Origin of the sequence: Candidatus Nitrohelix vancouverensis, from assembly GCA_015698305.1 — a bacterium.
GTDB lineage: Bacteria > Nitrospinota > Nitrospinia > Nitrospinales > VA-1 > Nitrohelix > Nitrohelix vancouverensis.
This window is the reverse complement of the sequence record CP048620.1, coordinates 19380-37105: the sequence shown is the minus strand read 5'-3', so window position 1 is coordinate 37105 and position 17726 is coordinate 19380. Positions and strand designations below refer to the sequence as shown.

General features: G+C 53.1%; 12 protein-coding genes. 4 read left to right on the top strand and 8 right to left on the bottom strand.

From position 1 onward, the window contains the following. Nucleotides 1–14: 14 nt before the first annotated feature. Nucleotides 15–455, bottom strand: a complete 441-nt coding sequence (gene rplM / locus G3M78_00190; GenBank protein ID QPJ63910.1) for a 50S ribosomal protein L13 — start codon at nt 453–455, stop codon at nt 15–17. Between the two features lie 202 nt (nt 456–657). Here rplM and shc point away from each other — a divergent pair, with 202 nt between their 5' ends. Beyond that, nucleotides 658–2580: a squalene--hopene cyclase gene (gene shc / locus G3M78_00185; protein ID QPJ63909.1), complete on the top strand. Its 1923-nt coding sequence runs from the start codon at nt 658–660 to the stop codon at nt 2578–2580. 7 nt (nt 2581–2587) lie between these two features. On the opposite strand, the gene G3M78_00180 is transcribed toward shc, so the two are convergent. Beyond that, entirely contained in the window at nt 2588–3589 is a 1002-nt protein-coding gene (locus tag G3M78_00180; GenBank protein QPJ63908.1) for an adenosine kinase, read from the bottom strand. 19 nt (nt 3590–3608) lie between these two features. Beyond that, nucleotides 3609–4133 carry a hypothetical protein gene (locus G3M78_00175; GenBank protein ID QPJ63907.1) on the bottom strand — a complete coding sequence of 175 codons (525 nt, stop codon included), beginning with the start codon at nt 4131–4133 and terminating at the stop codon, nt 3609–3611. Between the two features lie 83 nt (nt 4134–4216). Between G3M78_00175 and dacB the strand changes: the two genes are divergently transcribed. Beyond that, entirely contained in the window at nt 4217–5740 is a 1524-nt protein-coding gene (gene dacB, locus G3M78_00170) for a D-alanyl-D-alanine carboxypeptidase/D-alanyl-D-alanine-endopeptidase (GenBank protein QPJ63906.1), read from the top strand. Here the strand turns inward: dacB and G3M78_00165 are convergent. The 4 genes from G3M78_00165 to G3M78_00150 all read right to left on the bottom strand — a co-directional run bounded on the left by G3M78_00165 (nt 5737) and on the right by G3M78_00150 (nt 13072). Beyond that, entirely contained in the window at nt 5737–6384 is a 648-nt protein-coding gene (locus G3M78_00165) for a hypothetical protein (protein QPJ63905.1), read from the bottom strand. The two genes, dacB and G3M78_00165, sit on opposite strands and share 4 nt — an antisense overlap. Before the next feature lie 271 nt (nt 6385–6655). Continuing rightward, nucleotides 6656–8473, bottom strand: a complete 1818-nt coding sequence (pepF, locus tag G3M78_00160) for an oligoendopeptidase F (GenBank protein ID QPJ63904.1) — start codon at nt 8471–8473, stop codon at nt 6656–6658. A gap of 51 nt (nt 8474–8524) precedes the next feature. After that, nucleotides 8525–11176, bottom strand: a complete 2652-nt coding sequence (locus G3M78_00155) for a valine--tRNA ligase (protein QPJ63903.1) — start codon at nt 11174–11176, stop codon at nt 8525–8527. Between the two features lie 165 nt (nt 11177–11341). Continuing rightward, nucleotides 11342–13072: a response regulator gene (locus G3M78_00150; protein QPJ63902.1), complete on the bottom strand. Its 1731-nt coding sequence runs from the start codon at nt 13070–13072 to the stop codon at nt 11342–11344. A gap of 152 nt (nt 13073–13224) precedes the next feature. On the opposite strand from G3M78_00150, the gene G3M78_00145 reads away from it, so the two are divergent. After that, a complete protein-coding gene (locus G3M78_00145; GenBank protein ID QPJ63901.1) occupies nt 13225–15222 on the top strand; it encodes a hypothetical protein in 1998 nt (665 codons plus the stop codon). Between the two features lie 108 nt (nt 15223–15330). On the opposite strand, the gene queC is transcribed toward G3M78_00145, so the two are convergent. Beyond that, a complete protein-coding gene (gene queC / locus G3M78_00140; GenBank protein QPJ63900.1) occupies nt 15331–16026 on the bottom strand; it encodes a 7-cyano-7-deazaguanine synthase QueC in 696 nt (231 codons plus the stop codon). A gap of 282 nt (nt 16027–16308) precedes the next feature. On the opposite strand from queC, the gene ffh reads away from it, so the two are divergent. After that, nucleotides 16309–17658 (top strand): signal recognition particle protein, encoded by a 1350-nt coding sequence (ffh, locus tag G3M78_00135; GenBank protein QPJ63899.1) that lies wholly within the window; start codon nt 16309–16311, stop codon nt 17656–17658. Nucleotides 17659–17726 lie beyond the last annotated feature (68 nt).

The following is a 17726-nucleotide window of genomic DNA, read 5'->3' as shown; positions in this document are numbered from 1 at the left end:
AGCCTTTTAAATTTTTAGAGAGTTACGTTTTCCGGGTTCTGCGAGGTGTGCGGATGATCGCTCCCGTCGTATACTCGGATGTTGGTTTTAAGCGTTCGTCCCAGCCGATTTTTGGGAAGCATGCCGAAAACGGCTTCCTTGATCAGGCTTGCGGGTTTGCGATCGAACATTTCCTGCGCGGTTCGCGATTTGATACCGCCCGGAAAACCGGTGTGTCGGTAGTAAATCTTGTCGTTCCATTTCTTTCCCGTCAAACGAATCTTGGACGCGTTGATAACGATCACGTTATCGCCGGTGTCCATATGAGGGGTGAATGTGGGTTTGGTTTTGCCTCGGATAATGGAGGCGGCCTTTGCGGCGACTTTTCCCAGCGACTGCCCTTCGGCGTCGATCAGGACCCAATTTTTTACAATATCTTTCTGTTGAACAGAAATCGTTCGGGAAGCAAGTGTCATTGTTTTATCTACTCGGAATTTTTAAACGCTGAATTAAACAAGATATCCTACGGTAACCATTGCGTTAATGTCAACTGCTGAATTGTATTCTTTCAATTTTAATTGAAATAATGTATTGTTTAACGCTGATTTATACCTGTAAACGCTCAGGATTTGCCGTATCGCCCCGATATCAATCCCTTTCTCGTAAATTTCCGAAATTATGGACTCTGAAACGATCAAGCGCCTGGAAACGGCGATTGAAAAATCCCGAACCTTCTTTTTATCGCAACAGTATCCTGAGGGCTACTGGGTGGACGAACTGGAATCGAACGCCACCATCACGGCGGAATATATCTTTTTCATGCATTTTATGGGAAGGGTGGATTCTGTCAAGATGGAAAAGTGCGCGAACTATCTGCTGAAAAAGCAGAGGGAGGATGGAAGCTGGCCTTTGTTTTACGGCGGAGCCTGCGACATCAATTCGACGGTGGAATCCTATCTGGCCCTGAAAATGGCGGGGATTCCGGTGGACCGACCGGAAATGCTCAAGGCGCGCGAGGCGATTTTCGCCAATGGCGGCATCGCAAAAACGCGGGTCTTCACCAAAATTTTTCTGGCGATGCTGGGGCAAAGCTCCTGGGATTTCGTCCCGGCGGTTCCGGTGGAGATCGTTCTGCTTCCCAACTGTTCTCCTTTCAATATCTATGAGATGTCGAGCTGGTCGCGCGGAACGGTGGTTCCGCTGTCGGTGGTGTGCGCCTATCGTCCGGTGTTTGAACTGCCGGCGGAGAAGGGCATTGCGGAATTGTTTCGCGAAGAGGATCGGGATCTGTCGATTCAGCCCACGGGCCCGGCCTTCAGCTCATGGCGCAATACTTTTATCTACATGGATCGTTTTATTAAGTTTTTGGCTTCCTTTAACGTGAAACCCTTGCGCAAAAAAGCCCTGAAAGCGGCGGAGCGCTGGATACTGGATCATCAGGAGGACGAGGGCGATTTCGCCGGCATTCAGCCTGCCATGTTCAATTCCATGCTGGCCCTGCATTACATGGGTTATCCCGACGATCATCCGGCTCTGGTCAAGGGCTTTGAAGCGATCGAGCGTTTCGAACTGAGCTGGGACGACCAACTCGGATTCCAGGCTTGCGTTTCTCCCTTGTGGGACACGGCGATCGGTATCAACGCCTTGCTGGATTCGGGGATGTCGCCCGATGATCCGGCGCTGGTCAAGGGCGGCGAATGGATATTGACAAAGCAGGTGGTCAAGCCGGGCGACTGGAAGGTGAAAAATCCTGACGCCGAGCCGGGCGGCTGGGCCTTCGAATTTTATAATGAGTGTTACCCCGATAACGACGACACGGCGGAAATCCTGATCGCGCTGGACCGGCTGGATTTGCCCGATCACCGGCATAAATTGGCGGAGTGTCAACGCGCGATGACCTGGTTGCTCAGCATGCAGAGCAAAAACGGCGGCTGGGGCGCTTTTGATATGGACAACGATCTGCAATTGCTCAACGAAATCCCTTTCGCGGATCACAAGGCGATGCTGGACGAACCGACAGCGGACGTGACGGGTCGGATTTTATGGTGTCTGGGGCGGCTCGGGTTCTCGCGAGAGCATCCGCAGGTTCGCCGCGCTCTGGAGTTTGTGCGCAAGATGCAGGAGCCGGACGGTTGCTGGTGGGGACGCTGGGGCGTCAACTATATTTATGGAACCTTTCTGGTGACGAACGGACTGCGCTCTATGGGCGAGGACATGACGCAACCGTATTTACGCAAGACAGTCGATTGGCTGGTCGCGCATCAGAACGAGGACGGCGGCTGGGGCGAAACCTGCGACAGCTACGCCGATCCTTCCCTGCGCGGTCAGGGTGAAAGCTCTTGTTCGCAGACGGCCTGGGCGATGCTGGGTTTGATGGCGCTTGGAGAAGGGCAGGGCGAAGCGATGCGCAAGGGCGCGGAGTTTTTGATGAAGCGTCAGCTCGACGAGACGGGTTCCTGGTACGAACCGCAGTTCACCGGAACGGGATTTCCCGTTCATTTTTACATCAAATACCATATGTATCAGCATTTCTTTCCGCTGATGGCTTTGTCCAGATATCGTAATGAATTGACGGGCGTTGGTAACGAAGAGAAGCGTTGAAGACCGGTTACAACTGGGCGTAGGCTTCGAGAATTTTTTCAATTTCCGTATGCGAATGGATCGGCATGCGCGCGCCGAGGTGGGTGACGACTTGCGATGCGCAATAGGAGCCTACGATTGAAGACTCTTCCAGCGAGCGTTTGTTGATGAGTCCGTACAGAGCGCCTGCGGCGTATAAATCGCCCGCTCCGGTGGTATCGACGGGAACGATGGGAAAGGTGTTGATCGACACTCTGGCGTCGTCTTTCTTTTTCGCCCAGGAGCCTTTGGCGCCTCGCGTCAGGAACAGGACTTCGGTCCATTGCGAGAGAATTTCAAATGCGGTTTCGGCGTCGTCGCTATCGGTCATGGCGCGCGCTTCGACTTCATTGCAAAACAGGATGTCGACGTTTTGCTGTATGAAGTTGCGCAGTGATTCCTTGTAGAGATTCACCACAAAGGCGTCGCTGAGGGTGAAGGCGACGGGGATTTTATTTTCCTGCGCGATTTCGACCATGCGTTTGGCGGCCGCCCGGGTTTCGTCGCCGGTCCACAGATAGCCTTCCACATAGACGCATTTTGAATTTTTGACGATGGTCGGGTCGACGTTTCTGGAATGCAGTTCGGCGGAAATTCCCAGATGCGTGAGCATGGTCCGCTCCGAGTCCGGGGTGATGAGAACCACGCAGGTGCCGGTTTCTTCAGGCTCGCCGTCGGGGCCGGGAAAGCCGACGCCGCATTCGGTCATGTCTTCGGTGTAGAGTTGACCGTAGTCGTCGTTGGCGACGCGTCCGAGATAATAGGATTTGCCTCCCAGCACGCTGAATCCGTGCAGGGTGTTGGCGGCGGAACCGCCGGAGGAAATTTTTTCGGTCTTACCGTCGAGAGCTTTTAAAATCGTGTTTTGATCTTGCGGGCTGGCAAGCGTCATGCCGCCTTTGACCAGAGAGTATTGTTGGATGAAGGCGTCGTCTACTTTGGCTTCGAGGTCCACAAGGGCATTGCCGATCCCGACCAGATCATAATTCATAGCGATTATTTTAGTAGGATTATTTTACTTTGACAGCGGGTTGTTTGCTAAACATTCGATAGGCGAGCAGGCAAAACAGGGCGACGGCGGCGATGAAAAAGGAACCTGCCGAGGCCTGGGCGATCAGTTCTACGGTATTTTTGGCTTTACCCGTCGAACCCATACCGGGCGCGAGGAATCCGGCGAGGAGCCAGAAGACGCCATAACCAAGAGAACCGATGCCTCCCAAAAGCGAGATGCCTAATTGTTGTATACGCGGGAATTTCAACCAGGCGGCCAGGATCGAGAACACGATAGCGATGACGCCCATGGTTTGCGAATGCAAATGAGCGCGCTTCATGTACACCCAGGATTTGCTGGCCACTTTATCCGCCAGAGCTTTGTCGCCTTTGTAGACGGTACTCAGCGCGGCCTGCGCGTCTTGTTTGAATTTATCTTTGAACATGTCTTCACAACAACCGAAAGACAGACCCATAAAGATGCCGAACAAAATCGCGACAAGAGAAATCGCAACACCGTATTTAATGTGGGTGAATTCAATCATATTTGAATTATAAAGTATTGGGTTCAGAAAAGAAATACAAAACCTGTTTGTAATTGCCGAAGGGCTTGGGTAGAATTTTTTCTATGAGAAATACCTTGCATCGCTTCATCAGCATTCCTGTCTTATCCTTACTTTTTTTCTTTGGCGTTCATTCGCCGGCAGTGTCGCAAACCTCCGCATCTCCTGAGGCGAAGTTTCAGAACGCGCTGGACCGGATTCTGTCCAACCGTTGTTTGAGCCAGAAAAATTTCAGCGTCAAATTCGTGTCTTTGGCGAACGAAGAGGTTTTGTATTCGGTGCGGAGCGACGCGCTTCTGATACCGGCGTCGAATATGAAACTGATCACGTCGGCGGTCGCTTTGAAAACTCTGGGGCCGGATTACCGTTTCATGACGGGTCTGTATTCGTCGGCAAGAATTCAGGATGAGGTTCTGGAGGGGGATTTGTACGTCAAGGGTTATGGCGACCCCAAGCTGGTGACGGAGCAATTGTGGTTGATGGCGCAACAGGTGCGAAATTTGCCCTTGAAGAAAATCACCGGCGATATTCTGGTCGACGACAGTTTTTTTGACGACATTCGGCGCGTGGAATCCTGGAAAAAGCGGGCCGGGTCGGAGGCCTATAACGCGCCGCTTGGAGCGTTGTCGCTGAATTTCAACACCGTCGGCGTTCATGTCGCGCCGTCTCCGAAAGTGAACGCCGCTCCCATCGTAGTGATCGAGCCGTCAGTGGATTACATCCACCTGGACAATCGTGCGACGACCCTGCCTCCCGGCAAGCGAGGGCGATTGATTGTGAATCGCCTGCCGGGGGATCGCTTTGATCGCATCACGGTGACCGGTCAGATTTCCCAGGATCAGGCGCGTTCTCTTCATTATGTGAACATCACCCAGCCCTCGTATTATATGGGATCGACCTTCAAGGATTTCCTCATCCGGGCGGGGGTGGAAGTCGACGGCGACGTGCGCCGAGATGCCATGCCGAATCACGTTCCTTTATTAACGGAGTTTTATTCAGAGCCGCTGGCCTTGAGCCTGCGCGGCGTCAACAAGTTCAGCAATAACTTCATGGCGGAACAATTGGTGAAGACCATTGGCGGCTTGAAGGAAGGGCCTCCGGGAACCACATCGAAAGGATTGAACGTGATCGAGGGCTACCTTCGATCGCTGGGCTATGGGCAGGAACAATTCAAGGTGCACGACGGTTCGGGGCTGACCCGGCGCAACCGTTTGTCTGCGGATTTGCTGGTTTCTGTATTGCGCGATATGTTTCAGGACTGGAGCGTGTTTCCCGAGTTTTTTGGTTCGCTCGCGGTGATGGGGGTGGACGGTAGCGTGGAGGATCGTTTGAAGCGAGTGCCGGAATCGCAGAAAGTGCGGGTCAAAACAGGCACGCTTAATTTTACGAGTTCCTTGTCGGGGTATTTACAATCAGCGGACGGAGAGCGGTTTGCTTTTTCGATATTGATGAATGACTTGAAGTGTTCGAACGGCAGGGTGAAGCGCATTCAGAACGCTATGATCAAAGAAGCGCTGAAATTCCACAGAGCGCCCAGACAGGAGGCGACAGCGCCTGCTGTCGATTCTTCTACGGACGAACAGCCTTAACGTCCGAAAATTTTCATATTCTCTTTTTGATCTTCTTCCAGAATTTTTTTCCAGTCGCGTTTTTGAATGGGCGCGTTTAAAAACTCTTCGTAAATCGATTTTGCGAGTTCTTTGCGATTGATTCCTTCCGGCGCAACCTGGATATCCAACTGCGCCATCGCCATATCAAAATCCTTGTCGAGTAAGGCCGCGGCGTCCATCCCGTATTCTTTTGAAGCTTGTTTGATGATGGCGGGATTGGCCCCGAAGCGTTGCGCGACTTCATTCATATTAGCGGGGCGATACTGGTTGTTCGGCTGAATGCCAAGATGATAGGCGCAGAATAATTCAAAGGGATCAATTTTAGCGACGTCCGCATTCGAGGACTTGCCGACCGGCATTGTCGATGGATTTGGCTGGCCCGAGTCCGCGACAGCGCCGTTGGCTTCCTGCGGTTTGTGCGGTCGATTGTTTTTGTTTTTGAATTTGTTATCGGGACGGAATTTGTTCTTTTGCTGAGGCCGCCCGGAGTTTTTTCCGTTGAATTTTTTACCGTCGGTTTTGACGCCGTTTTTATCGACGCCGTTTTCGTTGCGTCGGTTTTGCCCCATGGACAGATGCGAGGTCAGCGTTTTGGACGAGGCTGGAGACAGCCATTGGCGCAAACTGTTTTGCTGTTGCTGGCTATTCTGTTTATTCCTTCTCTGCGGAGAGGAATTAGAGCCTGAATTGGAGCCGGAAAGTGAATTGGAATTGGATGGCCGGTTCCCGTTTTGCGAGCGTCGATTGTTGGATTCGGACTTGTTCGCCGGCCGTTGGAATGTTCCTGTTTTTTTCAAAATTCGGAGCCTCCACTAAAAATTATTGGATGATGAAATGTTTCGCCGCATGGAGCAGCAGACGCATTTGCGGCGTCGTTATATAAGTAGAACGGTTTCATGTTGATTGGGAAGTTAAAGTTTCTAGTTGGTTGACCAAGTCGGAAAATTTAGTTAATGCCGCATCCACGGGCTGTGGGGATGTCATATCCACCCCGGCGTCCTTGAGCAAATCGATGGGGTATTTGGAACCTCCGGAGCGAAGAAAATTCAGGTAATCCTCAAGCTCAGATTTGCCGCCCTGCGATACGCGGTCGGCAAGGGCGTAGGCGGCGGAGATGCCTGTCGCGTACTTATAAACATAAAAGCTGAAATAAAAATGCGGGATGCGAAAGCATTCGAGCGACAGGCATTCGTCTAAGGTGACGTTTCTACCAAAATACAACGATAATAGCTTTTTGTAAACACTTTTAAAGTAGTCGGCGGTCAGAGGAACGCCCGATTCTGCGGCGGCGTGTATCTCCCTTTCGAATTCTGCGAACATGGTTTGACGGTACAGAGTGCCGCGAAAATTGTCGATTTCCCTGCACAATAAATAAATCTTCATTTGAGGGTCGGTCGTTTCCTCAAGCAGTTTGCGGGTGAGAAGGGCTTCGTTAAACGTCGAAGCGACTTCGGCGACAAAGATCGTGTAGTCGGCGTCCAGATAAGGCTGGTTTTTTCGGGAGTAATAGGAATGCATCGAATGACCGGCTTCATGGATCAAAGTGTACACGCTATTGATATTGTCCTCGCGGTAATTCATCAGAATGTAGGGGTTGGAATCGTAACATCCCGACGAATAGGCGCCGCTCCGTTTTCCTGGAGATTCGTAACGGTCCACCCAGCGTTGATTCAATAATCCCTGTTTCAGAATCGCGACATAATCCGCGCCCAGCGGTTGCAGGGCGGAGTCGATTTTCTCGACGGCGTCTTCGTAGGACATGTTCCATTCGACGTTGTCGACGAGCGGCACGAGCGTGTCGTAAACGCGTAATTCGTCGAGCTTCAATAAACGTTTTCTGATGTCGAAATACTTGTAGAGCGGTTCCAGGTTCGCGTGCACGCTGGCGATGAGATTGTCGTAAACGTCTGCGGATATGTTTTCCGAAAACAGCGCCTGCTCTCTGGCTCCCGAATAGCGTCGGGCGCGGGCGTAGAACAAATCCTTCTTCACGCTTCCTGCCAGCAAGGCGCCATAGGTGAAGCTGTGGTTCTGATAGGCTTCGTAAAACGTATGGAAGGAGTTTTTTCTCAGGTCGCGGTCATAGCTTTGCAGGAGACTTTGGAAATTGCCGTGCGTGATGATGGTCTCGACGCCTTCGGCGTCGGTGACGGAGCCGAGTTTTAAATCGGCGTTGTCGAGCATGTCGAAGCCTTCGCGCGCGGCGCGGGCCATGTCCATCGAAGAAGCCAAAAGATACTCTTCCTGCTCGGACAGGGTGTGCTCGCGGTAACGTAGAATTTTTTCCAAATACAATTTATAGGGTTTCAACGATTCGGATTCGAGATTCTTCGCCATTTCGTCCGCTGGTATCGACATCAGTTCGGAGTCGATGAAACTGCGCGCCTGCGAGAGTCGGGTCGCGATGTTGACGGCTTTTTCGAATTGTTCCTGTCGCGAGACCTTGGTCTTGTCTTCGTCGTTGCGCAAATGCGCGTAGGTGTAAACCCGGTCGAGCTGGCGCATGCATTCGGCGTCGAATTCGATGCAGGATTGAATGCTGGCGGCGCCTTTAGCGAAGGTTCCCTTGAACGCGGCATAGCCCTCAACGCGCGATTCCAATTCGGCGACTTCCTTTTCCCAGCGATCATCGGCGGAATAAAGGTTGGAAAGATCCCAGGTGGAATCTTCGGGGATGTCGTCGCGTGACTTGTAGTTTACTGGAGCGTTCATGATTAGGGGCCTGTATTGTGTTTTAAGTAACTGAGTTAAGCGAGTCTGTTTTTAGCCAAGCGCTTCGGACACCGTTTTCAGGTGCGTGTCGAGGCGTTCCCGCTTCTCTGCCAGATCGTCTTTTCGTTGCGTGTCTTTTGCCACCACTTCGGCGGGGGCCTTGTCGACAAAATTGGGATTGGACAATTTCTTATCGAGCAATTCCCATTCTTTCTGAATTTTCTTCAATTCTTTTTCAACCCGTTTTTTCTCATCGGCGAAATCAATGACGCCTTCCAGGGGCGCGAACAGGTCCATCCCGTCGACCACTGATGAGGCGGCGCCTTTGGGCTTGACGATTTCCGGGCCGCATTCCAGCGTTTCAAGACGGGCCAGCTTGCAGATCGCGTCGCCGTGCTTTTGCAGGGCGTCGAGCGCCCAGGCGTCTCCGGTTTTGATCAGGATACGCAATTTCAGTCCGGGGTTGATGTTCATCTCGCCGCGAATGTTGCGCACTCCGGCGACGACGTTCATGAACAGTTCCATTTCCTTCTCCGCCGCTTCGTCGCTGAAGGCTTCATCGTAAGTCGGGTACGAGGCTTTCATGATGCTTCCGCTGGAGCCGGGCAGTTTCTGCCAGATTTCTTCGGAGATGAAAGGCATGAAAGGATGCATCAATCGCAGACTGCTTTCAAGTACGTGTAGGAGGATTTCCTGCGCGGATTTTTTTTCGTCTCCGGTTTTGAACAGGCGCGGCTTGCTCAACTCGATGTACCAGTCGCAGAACTCGTGCCAGATGAATTTGTACAGCGCCATCGCCGCTTCGTTGAACTTGAAATTATCGAGCGCCTGATTGATCTCTTTCGATGCGGCGTTGAGGCGGCTGAGAATCCAGCGGTCCTCCGTTGCCAGCGTCGCGCTCTTCAAGTCGCGGGTCGTACCGGAATAGTCTTCCAGATTCATGAAGATGAAACGCGAAGCGTTCCAGATTTTGTTGCAGAAGTTGCGGTAGCCTTCGATGCGATCTTCCGCCAGTTTCACGTCGCGTCCCTGCGCGGCGAAGGCGGCGAGGGTGAAGCGCAGGGCGTCGGTTCCGTATTCGCTCATGATGGCGAGAGGGTCGATGACGTTGCCCTTGGTCTTGCTCATTTTCTGACCTTCAGCGTCGCGCACCAGAGCGTGAATATAGACTTGCTTGAAGGGAACCTCTCCCATGAATTTCAATCCCATCATGACCATGCGCGCGACCCAGAAAAATAAAATGTCGAATCCGGTGCAGAGCAGGGAGGTGGGGTAATAGGTTTCCAGCGATTTGGTTTTCTCCGGCCAGCCGAGCGTCGAGAAGGGCCACAGCGCGGAACTGAACCAGGTGTCGAGCACGTCGCTTTCGCGTTCAATTTGCTTCGAGCCGCAATGTTCGCATTGCTCCGGGTCTTCGCGCGAGACGGTCATCTTGTCGCAGTCGCTACAGAACCACGCGGGGATCTGGTGTCCCCACCAGATTTGCCGTGAGATGCACCAGTCGCGGATATTTTCCATCCATTCGAAATAAGTGTTCTCCCAGAATTTCGGAATGATTTCGATAGAGCCGTCGCGCACCGCCTGGATCGCCGGTTCCGCCAGAGGTTTCGCTCTCACGAACCATTGTTTGGAGAGATACGGCTCGACGACGGTTTTACAGCGGTAGCAATGGCCGACGGAATGCATGTGGTCTTCCACGCTGACGAGCAGACCTTGTTCCTGCAAGTCCTCGACGATTTTTTTGCGGCAGTCGAAACGGTCGAGTCCCTGGTAGGCGCCTGCGTTTTCATTCATCGCCGCGTCGGGGGTCAATACGTTGATGCTTTCGAGTTGATGGCGCCGCCCGAGTTCGAAGTCGTTCGGATCGTGCGCGGGCGTGACTTTCAGCGCGCCGGTGCCGAAGGCGAGATCGACGTAAGCGTCTTCGATGATGGGGATCTCGCGATTGAGCAGGGGAAGGATCAGCGTCTTTCCCTTCATGCCGGTGTGGCGTTCGTCTTCCGGGTTGATCGCTACGGCGGTGTCGCCGAGCAGTGTTTCCGGTCGGGTGGTGGCGATGATCAAATGTTCGTCGCTTCCCTTGACGGGATAACGGATTTCGTAAAGGGCGCCGAGCTTTTCCTGATGTTCCACCTCGAGGTCGGACAGCGCGGTGTGGCAACGCGGACACCAGTTGATGATGTAGTCGCCTTTGTAAATCAAACCCTCTTCGTAGAGCGAGACGAAGACTTCGCGCACGGCTTTGGAGAGGCCGTCGTCCATGGTGAAGCGATTGCGCTCCCAGTCGAGAGAGGCGCCGAGCTTGCGCAGTTGGCGTTCGATGGTTCCGCCCGATTCCTTGCGCCAGGTCCAGATGCGTTCGATGAAGGCGTCGCGTCCCAGTGTTTGCCGGTCGGTTCCTTCGGCGCGCAACTGGCGCTCAACGACGTTTTGCGTGGCGATGCCCGCATGGTCGGTGCCGGGTTGCCAGAGCGCATTGAATCCCAGCATGCGCTTCCAGCGCGTCAGAATGTCCTGCAGGGTGTTGTTGAAGGCGTGGCCTATATGGAGCGATCCGGTGATGTTGGGCGGAGGGATGACGATGCTGTAGGGCGGGCCGGCTTGTTCGGCGTCGGCGCGGTAATAACCGTTTTCTTCCCAGTAACGCGACCAGTGATCTTCCGCCTGATGCGGATCGTATTGCTTTTCGAGTTCAATTTTCATGTGACAATTTCATGTTGAGCGTGTTGCAAGCGCAAGGTTTCAGACCGAGCCTGCGCAAGCAGAAACAAGTCCTGATAGATTCATTATTGATTGAATGAGCGAAAGTTTGAACTTGGGTCGGAGCCCAAGACGCCTGTGAGGATGGGGGCGATCCTGGCGGCGTTTCTAGAAATCGTCCATTTGTTTGATGCGTTCGATTTCTTCTCGAATGACCGCCTTGGCGATGTGAGGCGTTATCTCCCTCACAATTTCTCGTACAGACTCTACGATGGTTTCAGACAATCCGTCAATTTCTTTTTCAATCGAGCTGTCGAGCGAATTTTCCAGAACGCCCTTGATGCGTTCTCCCACGATTTTTACGAAGGGGTCCTCGTCGACGCGAAACGGGTTTCGCGGGCGCGGCGCATCTAATGAATAGGAAGCTGTGGGATTGGGCTGGCGCGACAAATTGTCGAGACTTTCCTGAATCAGATCGGGACCGCCTTTGGAGCTTGAAAACGCCGAGGGCGCCATTGTCTCGAGAAGGTCTTCGGGTTCGGCGATGATATCGTCAAAATCGTTTGAGTCGTTCATGGCTTTTGTCTTCTTTTCGGGTTCGACGGTTTTTACCGGTTTGGGTAAACGTTTCATTTCCGCGAATGCCTGGTCCAGTTCTGAATCGTTATCCATCCCATTATAAGCGTTCCTTTCTGATAAATCTTCTCCAAAGTCGGGTAGCGGAAACATGCGGGAGCCGGTGATGGCGGAAGAGGATTTCTCAGTCGCTTTTTCATGCCGATCCATGTTCTTGAGCGTCTCCGATTCCTTCAACATTTCGGCGATGACTTTCTGACTCTTCTGGGTCGCGGCGTTTTCGTCTTCCGGGTTGACTTCCATGGAAGGAGCTTCTGCGACAGGCTCGGGTGCTTCCGGCTCTGGAGTTTCTATTGTCGGCGTTTCGGCTACAGGTTCCGGTTCGGGTTCGTTGACGGGAGGGTCTGGCTCAGGGGCTTCAATGATTTCAGGCGGAGCGCTTTCTGCTTCGACGGCTTGGCTTGCCGGAGATTCGGATGGAGCGTCGAGTTCAAACATTTCATCGAGCATCTGGTCGAAAGAAATTTCCTTGCGCGGGCTGGGTGCGTCAAGAGGCGTTTCTTCGCTTGCTTCGGCGCTTTCGTCCATAGCAGGTTCCGGCGGCTCAACAGCTTCTTCTGCAGGTTCGCTTGAAACGGGAGCGGGCGGAGTTTCTGGCTCGTCCGGGATCGCGGCGGTCGTTGCCGGTTCTTCGGGTGTTTCGGCTTCGTCGACCAAGGTCTCTGCTGTTTCGTCCGGGTTTATTTCGTCGTCGGCATTCAGCGTGATTGCGCCTTCGCCGTCGTCTTCCGCCTCGTCGTTGATGATCGAGTCGGCCGACAATTCAAAGGCTTCTTCTGTTTCTTCGATAGCGTCTTCGGCGCTCAATGCGATGACGTCGTCTTCAGGCGGCGGATTGATGATCGCGGCTTCTGACAGTTCAATGGCTTTAGTTTCGTCGGCGTCTGCGCTGGATTCGCCTGCAAGCAGTTCGCGTATTTTATTGATGACGTCGTCGGACTTGAAGGGCTTGGAAATGTGATCGTCGGCGAGGCATTCTTCAAATTTATCCTGATTGAAATCTTCGAAATCGCTGGCCAGAAGCAGGACCTTGATATGTTTCAGGTCGGGGTCGGATTTGATTTTATGGCTCAGGGCGAAACCGTTGAGCTCGGGCATTTCAATATCCGCGAGGACAATGTCCGGGGCGAATGTGGAAATTTTTTCAAGCGCTTCGTTGCCGCTTGAAACGCCTTCAACGCTTTCATCTTCGTTTTCGAACGCCATGGCGACGATTTTTCGTATGGTACTGCTGTCGTCGGCCACTAAAATTTTTGATGCCATGTGCCAATGGGGATGGTTGGAACGGTCGGGAGATTCATTGATCCGACCGGTCGTTGACGGGAAGTCGCGCTGTGCGTTTCCGGTAACATATTCAATTAAAACGGTTTAAGTATAGCATAATTTGCAAATACCATTGCAAAATTTAGCTTATTATGGGTAAGGTTGAAGGCGATGTCTTCCGAAAAGAACTAGAGCCGGAATCTTGGCAGATCAATCACAGTTACGGACAAATGATGCGTATTCTTAATCAAATCAAATTCACGCTGATGCTCAGCGTCTTCGTCGCCTTGACGGGGGCGACTGCGGTTGCGGAAGCCAAGTACCTTCAACTGGATGCCTTGATGGGCGCCAAAACCCGCTTCTCCAATGGTTGTCTGACGGTGGAGGAAACGGCGGAAATGGCCCGGCAACGCAATCTGGACATCGTTTTCTATTCCGATCTGGCGCGCAATTCTATTGAGTTTGGCATTTTCCCCTTTGAGCGCATCTTCAAAAAAAGCGAGACCCTGCCGTCGGCCTTGTCTGTCGGAGCTTCGGGTTATCTGGCGGAAATCAACACGATCAATTCCAAAGTCAAGGACATGATGCTACTGCCGGGAATGGAGGCTTCGCCCTTCTATTACTGGAGCGGCAACGTATGGGACAAGGATCTGGTCGCGCATCATTTCGACAAACGACTCATGGCGGTGGGTTTGAACTCACCCGAAGCCTATGAGCAAATGCCCATTCTGAACAGCAATTTTTCCAAACGCGGCATGGGCAATATTTCGACATTTTTTATCATCGGCGTTCTCTTGTTCATCGCGTCGCTGGTCATGGTCATCAAGGACAGGTATCGCAAACCGGCGTTGGGCATCGCGGTCTTGTCCCTGCTGGAAGCGTTCAATTATCATCCTTTCCAGAGTTCATCCTTTAATCAGTATCAGGGCGATCAGGGAGTCGCGCCTTATCAGGAATGGATTGACTACGTCAATTCAGCGGGCGGGCTTTCGTTCTGGGTGGACGTCAACGCCGAGGATGGGATTCGCCAAATGGGAGCGACGCAATTGGAGACTCTGCCTTATCCTGAGGACCTGGTGTTGTCGCAACGTTATACCGGTTTTGAAGGGGTTTCATTCAACCCAACCCTGCAGGTCGATACGGGGATGGAATGGGATCATATCTTGCGCGAGCACGCTCTGGGCAATCGACCGCAACCGACCTGGACGATCGGCGCGAATACCATCGCCTGCGACGGTCAGGACGGCATGTCTCTGGGCGACGTGAGAACTATCATTCTGGTTCGCGAGAGAAGCGCCGACGCCGTGCTACAGGCCCTGCGCGCAGGCCGGATGTATTCGGTGCGGCAAACGGGAACGGACCGACTTTCTCTCGATGCGTTTGAGGTTTACGATCCTGAAAGCAAAAACGCCGCAACGTTCGGCGAGGAACTGGCGGCGACGGGAATTCCTGAAGTGCGCGCCAAGGTGCGTTCGGTACAGGGCGGTTCCAAGTCGGCGACGGTGACATTGATCCGCAACGGTATCAAGGTTCATGAAGAAACGGCCACCCTGCCTTATGAGCTGGTATGGCAGGATAAGGATATAGAACGCCACGACCTGTCTTATTATCGCTTGAATGTGAGCGTGAGTTCGGCGGAGCGACTGGTTGCCAACCCGATCTTTGTGCGTTTTGGAAGCGGGCAGGATCAGCTTGCGGCTCTGGATCCCGGAGCGCTTCCTCCTGAAAGCGTGAAAGCTCCGGCGGCTCCCTCGATGCCGAAGGTGAAGGCTCCGAGCGCGCCGCGTGCGCCTTCGATGACGACTCCCGGCTCGCCTGGAGTGGGCGCGCCGTCAAGGGGAATGGATATTCAAGCTCCGAAGATCACGACGCCGTCCGTCTCCGCGCCCAAAGCGCCGGACGTTTCAGGCATGAAAGTGGATTTGGGATATACGGGCGGAACCGGACAATTTGTCGTCCCTCGTCTCGACGGATTGTCGATCAAGAAGGGGCCGGGCGCGGTGTTTCCTGAAGTGGGCAAGGCGGATCGGGGCGAGCGCCTGGAAGTGGTGCGCAGAACTTCGGTGATGGTGGACGACAAGCCCTGGCTGGTGGTGCGGCGTAACGGAGAGTTGGGCTATGTCTGGGAAGGTCTTGTGAAGACGCAGTGATTTTCAGTGAGTCTCCACTGAAAATTTCAAACGCTTTCCATATAGATTGAGTGGCCTTGCAGACCGGTGTCTGAAAATTCTTTCAATCCCGAAGCGCGACTATCGCATTCAAACGTTTTCCTTATAAGGCGCAGGGTCTTGCAGACCCGCATCTGAAAATCCTTTCAATCTCAAAATACAACTGTCGCAGTGACCGCAGGCGAGTCCTGTATCGGAAGGCGCGTAACAACTGTGCGCGCGCGAGTAGTCGACTCCCAGTTCCATTCCCGTGCGAATGATTTCGGCTTTGCTCATATGGATCAACGGCGCATGAATGCGTATGCGTTCGGCGTCGGTCACTCCCGCTCGCGTCGCCAGGTTGGCGAGATTTTCAAACGCTTCGATGAATTCCGGTCGGCAGTCCGGGTAGCCGCTGTAGTCCACGGCGTTGACGCCGACAAAAATATCTTTCGCCTCGATCACTTCGGCGTAAGCCAGGGCATAGGATAGAAATAATGTATTGCGCGCCGGAACGTAAGTGACGGGTATGGAAGCGGAGATTTCTTCATCGCTTCTGTTTTGCGGAACCTCTATCGAGTCGGTCAGGGCGGAGCCGCCGATCACGCGCAGGTCGGCTTTGATCAATTTATGCATGTCAGCGCCCATACGGCGCGAGGCCTCTTCGGCGCGTTCGAGTTCGATCCGGTGACGCTGACCGTAGTCAAAACTGAGGGTGTGAACGCAAAAGGACTCTCTGAGGGCCAGAGCGAGGACGGTTGTCGAATCGAGACCGCCGCTGAATAAAACGACTGCATTAGCTTTCATTGGCGCGTATCTTTATGTAAATTAAGGGCTTATGTTGGTTTTTGGGTTTTTGGTCGGGCCGGAGACGGTATTTTTGCATGATTGTCGGGAAAGCCGTAATGAATCTTGACATTACAAAGGCTTATTATATACTAACCCTTTTCTGATAAGCGAGTTTTCCCGCCTTGACAGGTACCGGTTCCTGCGTTTCGAGAGTTTCCCTTGGGAGAATCGTTCTCGCGGGAAGACTGCCTGAAGGTTTAATTATTTTGAAAGACTCTTTTTTCTTTCCGGATTCATTATATGTTTGAAAGTTTATCATCCCGTTTGGATGGAATCTATAAGAAGCTGCGCGGCCGCGGCGTGCTCAAGGAAGCCGACGTCGATGAAGCTCTGCGCGAGATTCGCGTTGCTCTGATCGAGGCGGACGTCAGCCTGTCCGTCATCAAGGATTTTCTGGCAGACGTGCGCGAGAAAGCCATCGGCGTTGAAGTGCTGAAAAGCCTGACGCCGGGTCACCAGATGGTGAAGGTGGTGTCGGATCATTTGGCGGGCTTGCTGGGCGAAGATTTTAGCGACATTCGTTTTTCATCTGAACCGCCGACCGTCATTCTCATGGCGGGTTTGCAGGGTTCGGGTAAGACCACGTCGGTGGCCAAGCTGGCGCGTCGTTTCAAGCTGAAGGGTAAGACCTGCATGATGGTTCCCGCCGACGTGTATCGACCGGCGGCGATCGAACAATTGAACGTGTTGGGACAAGAGCTGGAAGTCGACGTTTATCAGGCGGGCGATGAAAAAGATCCCGTACAGATTTGTAAGAAAGCGATAGAGGAAGCGGCGAGAAAATTGTGTCATGTGGTGATTCTGGATACGGCGGGCCGCCGACAGAACGACGCAGAATTGATGGCGGAACTCAAGGCCATCAAGGAAGCGACCAACCCGCACGAAGTTTTGTTTGTCGCGGACTCGATGATGGGTCAGCAGGCGGCGGAAACGGCAAAGACCTTTAACGAAGCGGTTGGCATCGACGGCGTCATCCTCACGAAATTGGACGGCGACGCGCGCGGCGGCGCGGCCTTGTCGGTGAAATCGGTGACGGGCAAACCCATTCGCTTTGTCGGTCTGGGGGAAAAACTCGAGGCGCTGGAGCCGTTCCATCCGGATCGAATCGTTTCCAAGATTCTGGGCATGGGCGACGTGATGTCGCTCGTGGAAAAAGCCGAACAGATTTACGAAGTTGAAGAGCGGGAGAAGCTGGAAAAGAAAATCAAGGGCAACAGTTTCACGCTCGACGATTTCAAGGATCAGCTCAAGCAGGTTCAGAAGATGGGTTCCATGCAACAGATTCTTTCGATGATTCCCGGCGCTGGAAAATTAAAGGGCGTGAACGTCGACGAAAGCGCTTTTGTGCGTATTGAGGCGATCATCAACTCCATGACTCCCGCCGAACGGGCGAAGCACGGAATGATCACATCCAGTCGCAAACGCCGGATCGCGCAGGGAAGCGGAACGCGCGTGAACGACGTGAATAAATTATTGAAGCAGTTTGCGCAAATGCAAAAGATGATGAAGAAGTTTTCATCCGGCAAAATGCGCGGCATTGATTTGGGTATGTTGGGCGGACGCGGCGGCGGTTTTGCTCCGTTCAAGTGAGCCGGTTTTTCATAGCCCGGCGCGCGGCAGATATTGAATTTTTTGAAATCATTTTTTAATCGTTAACG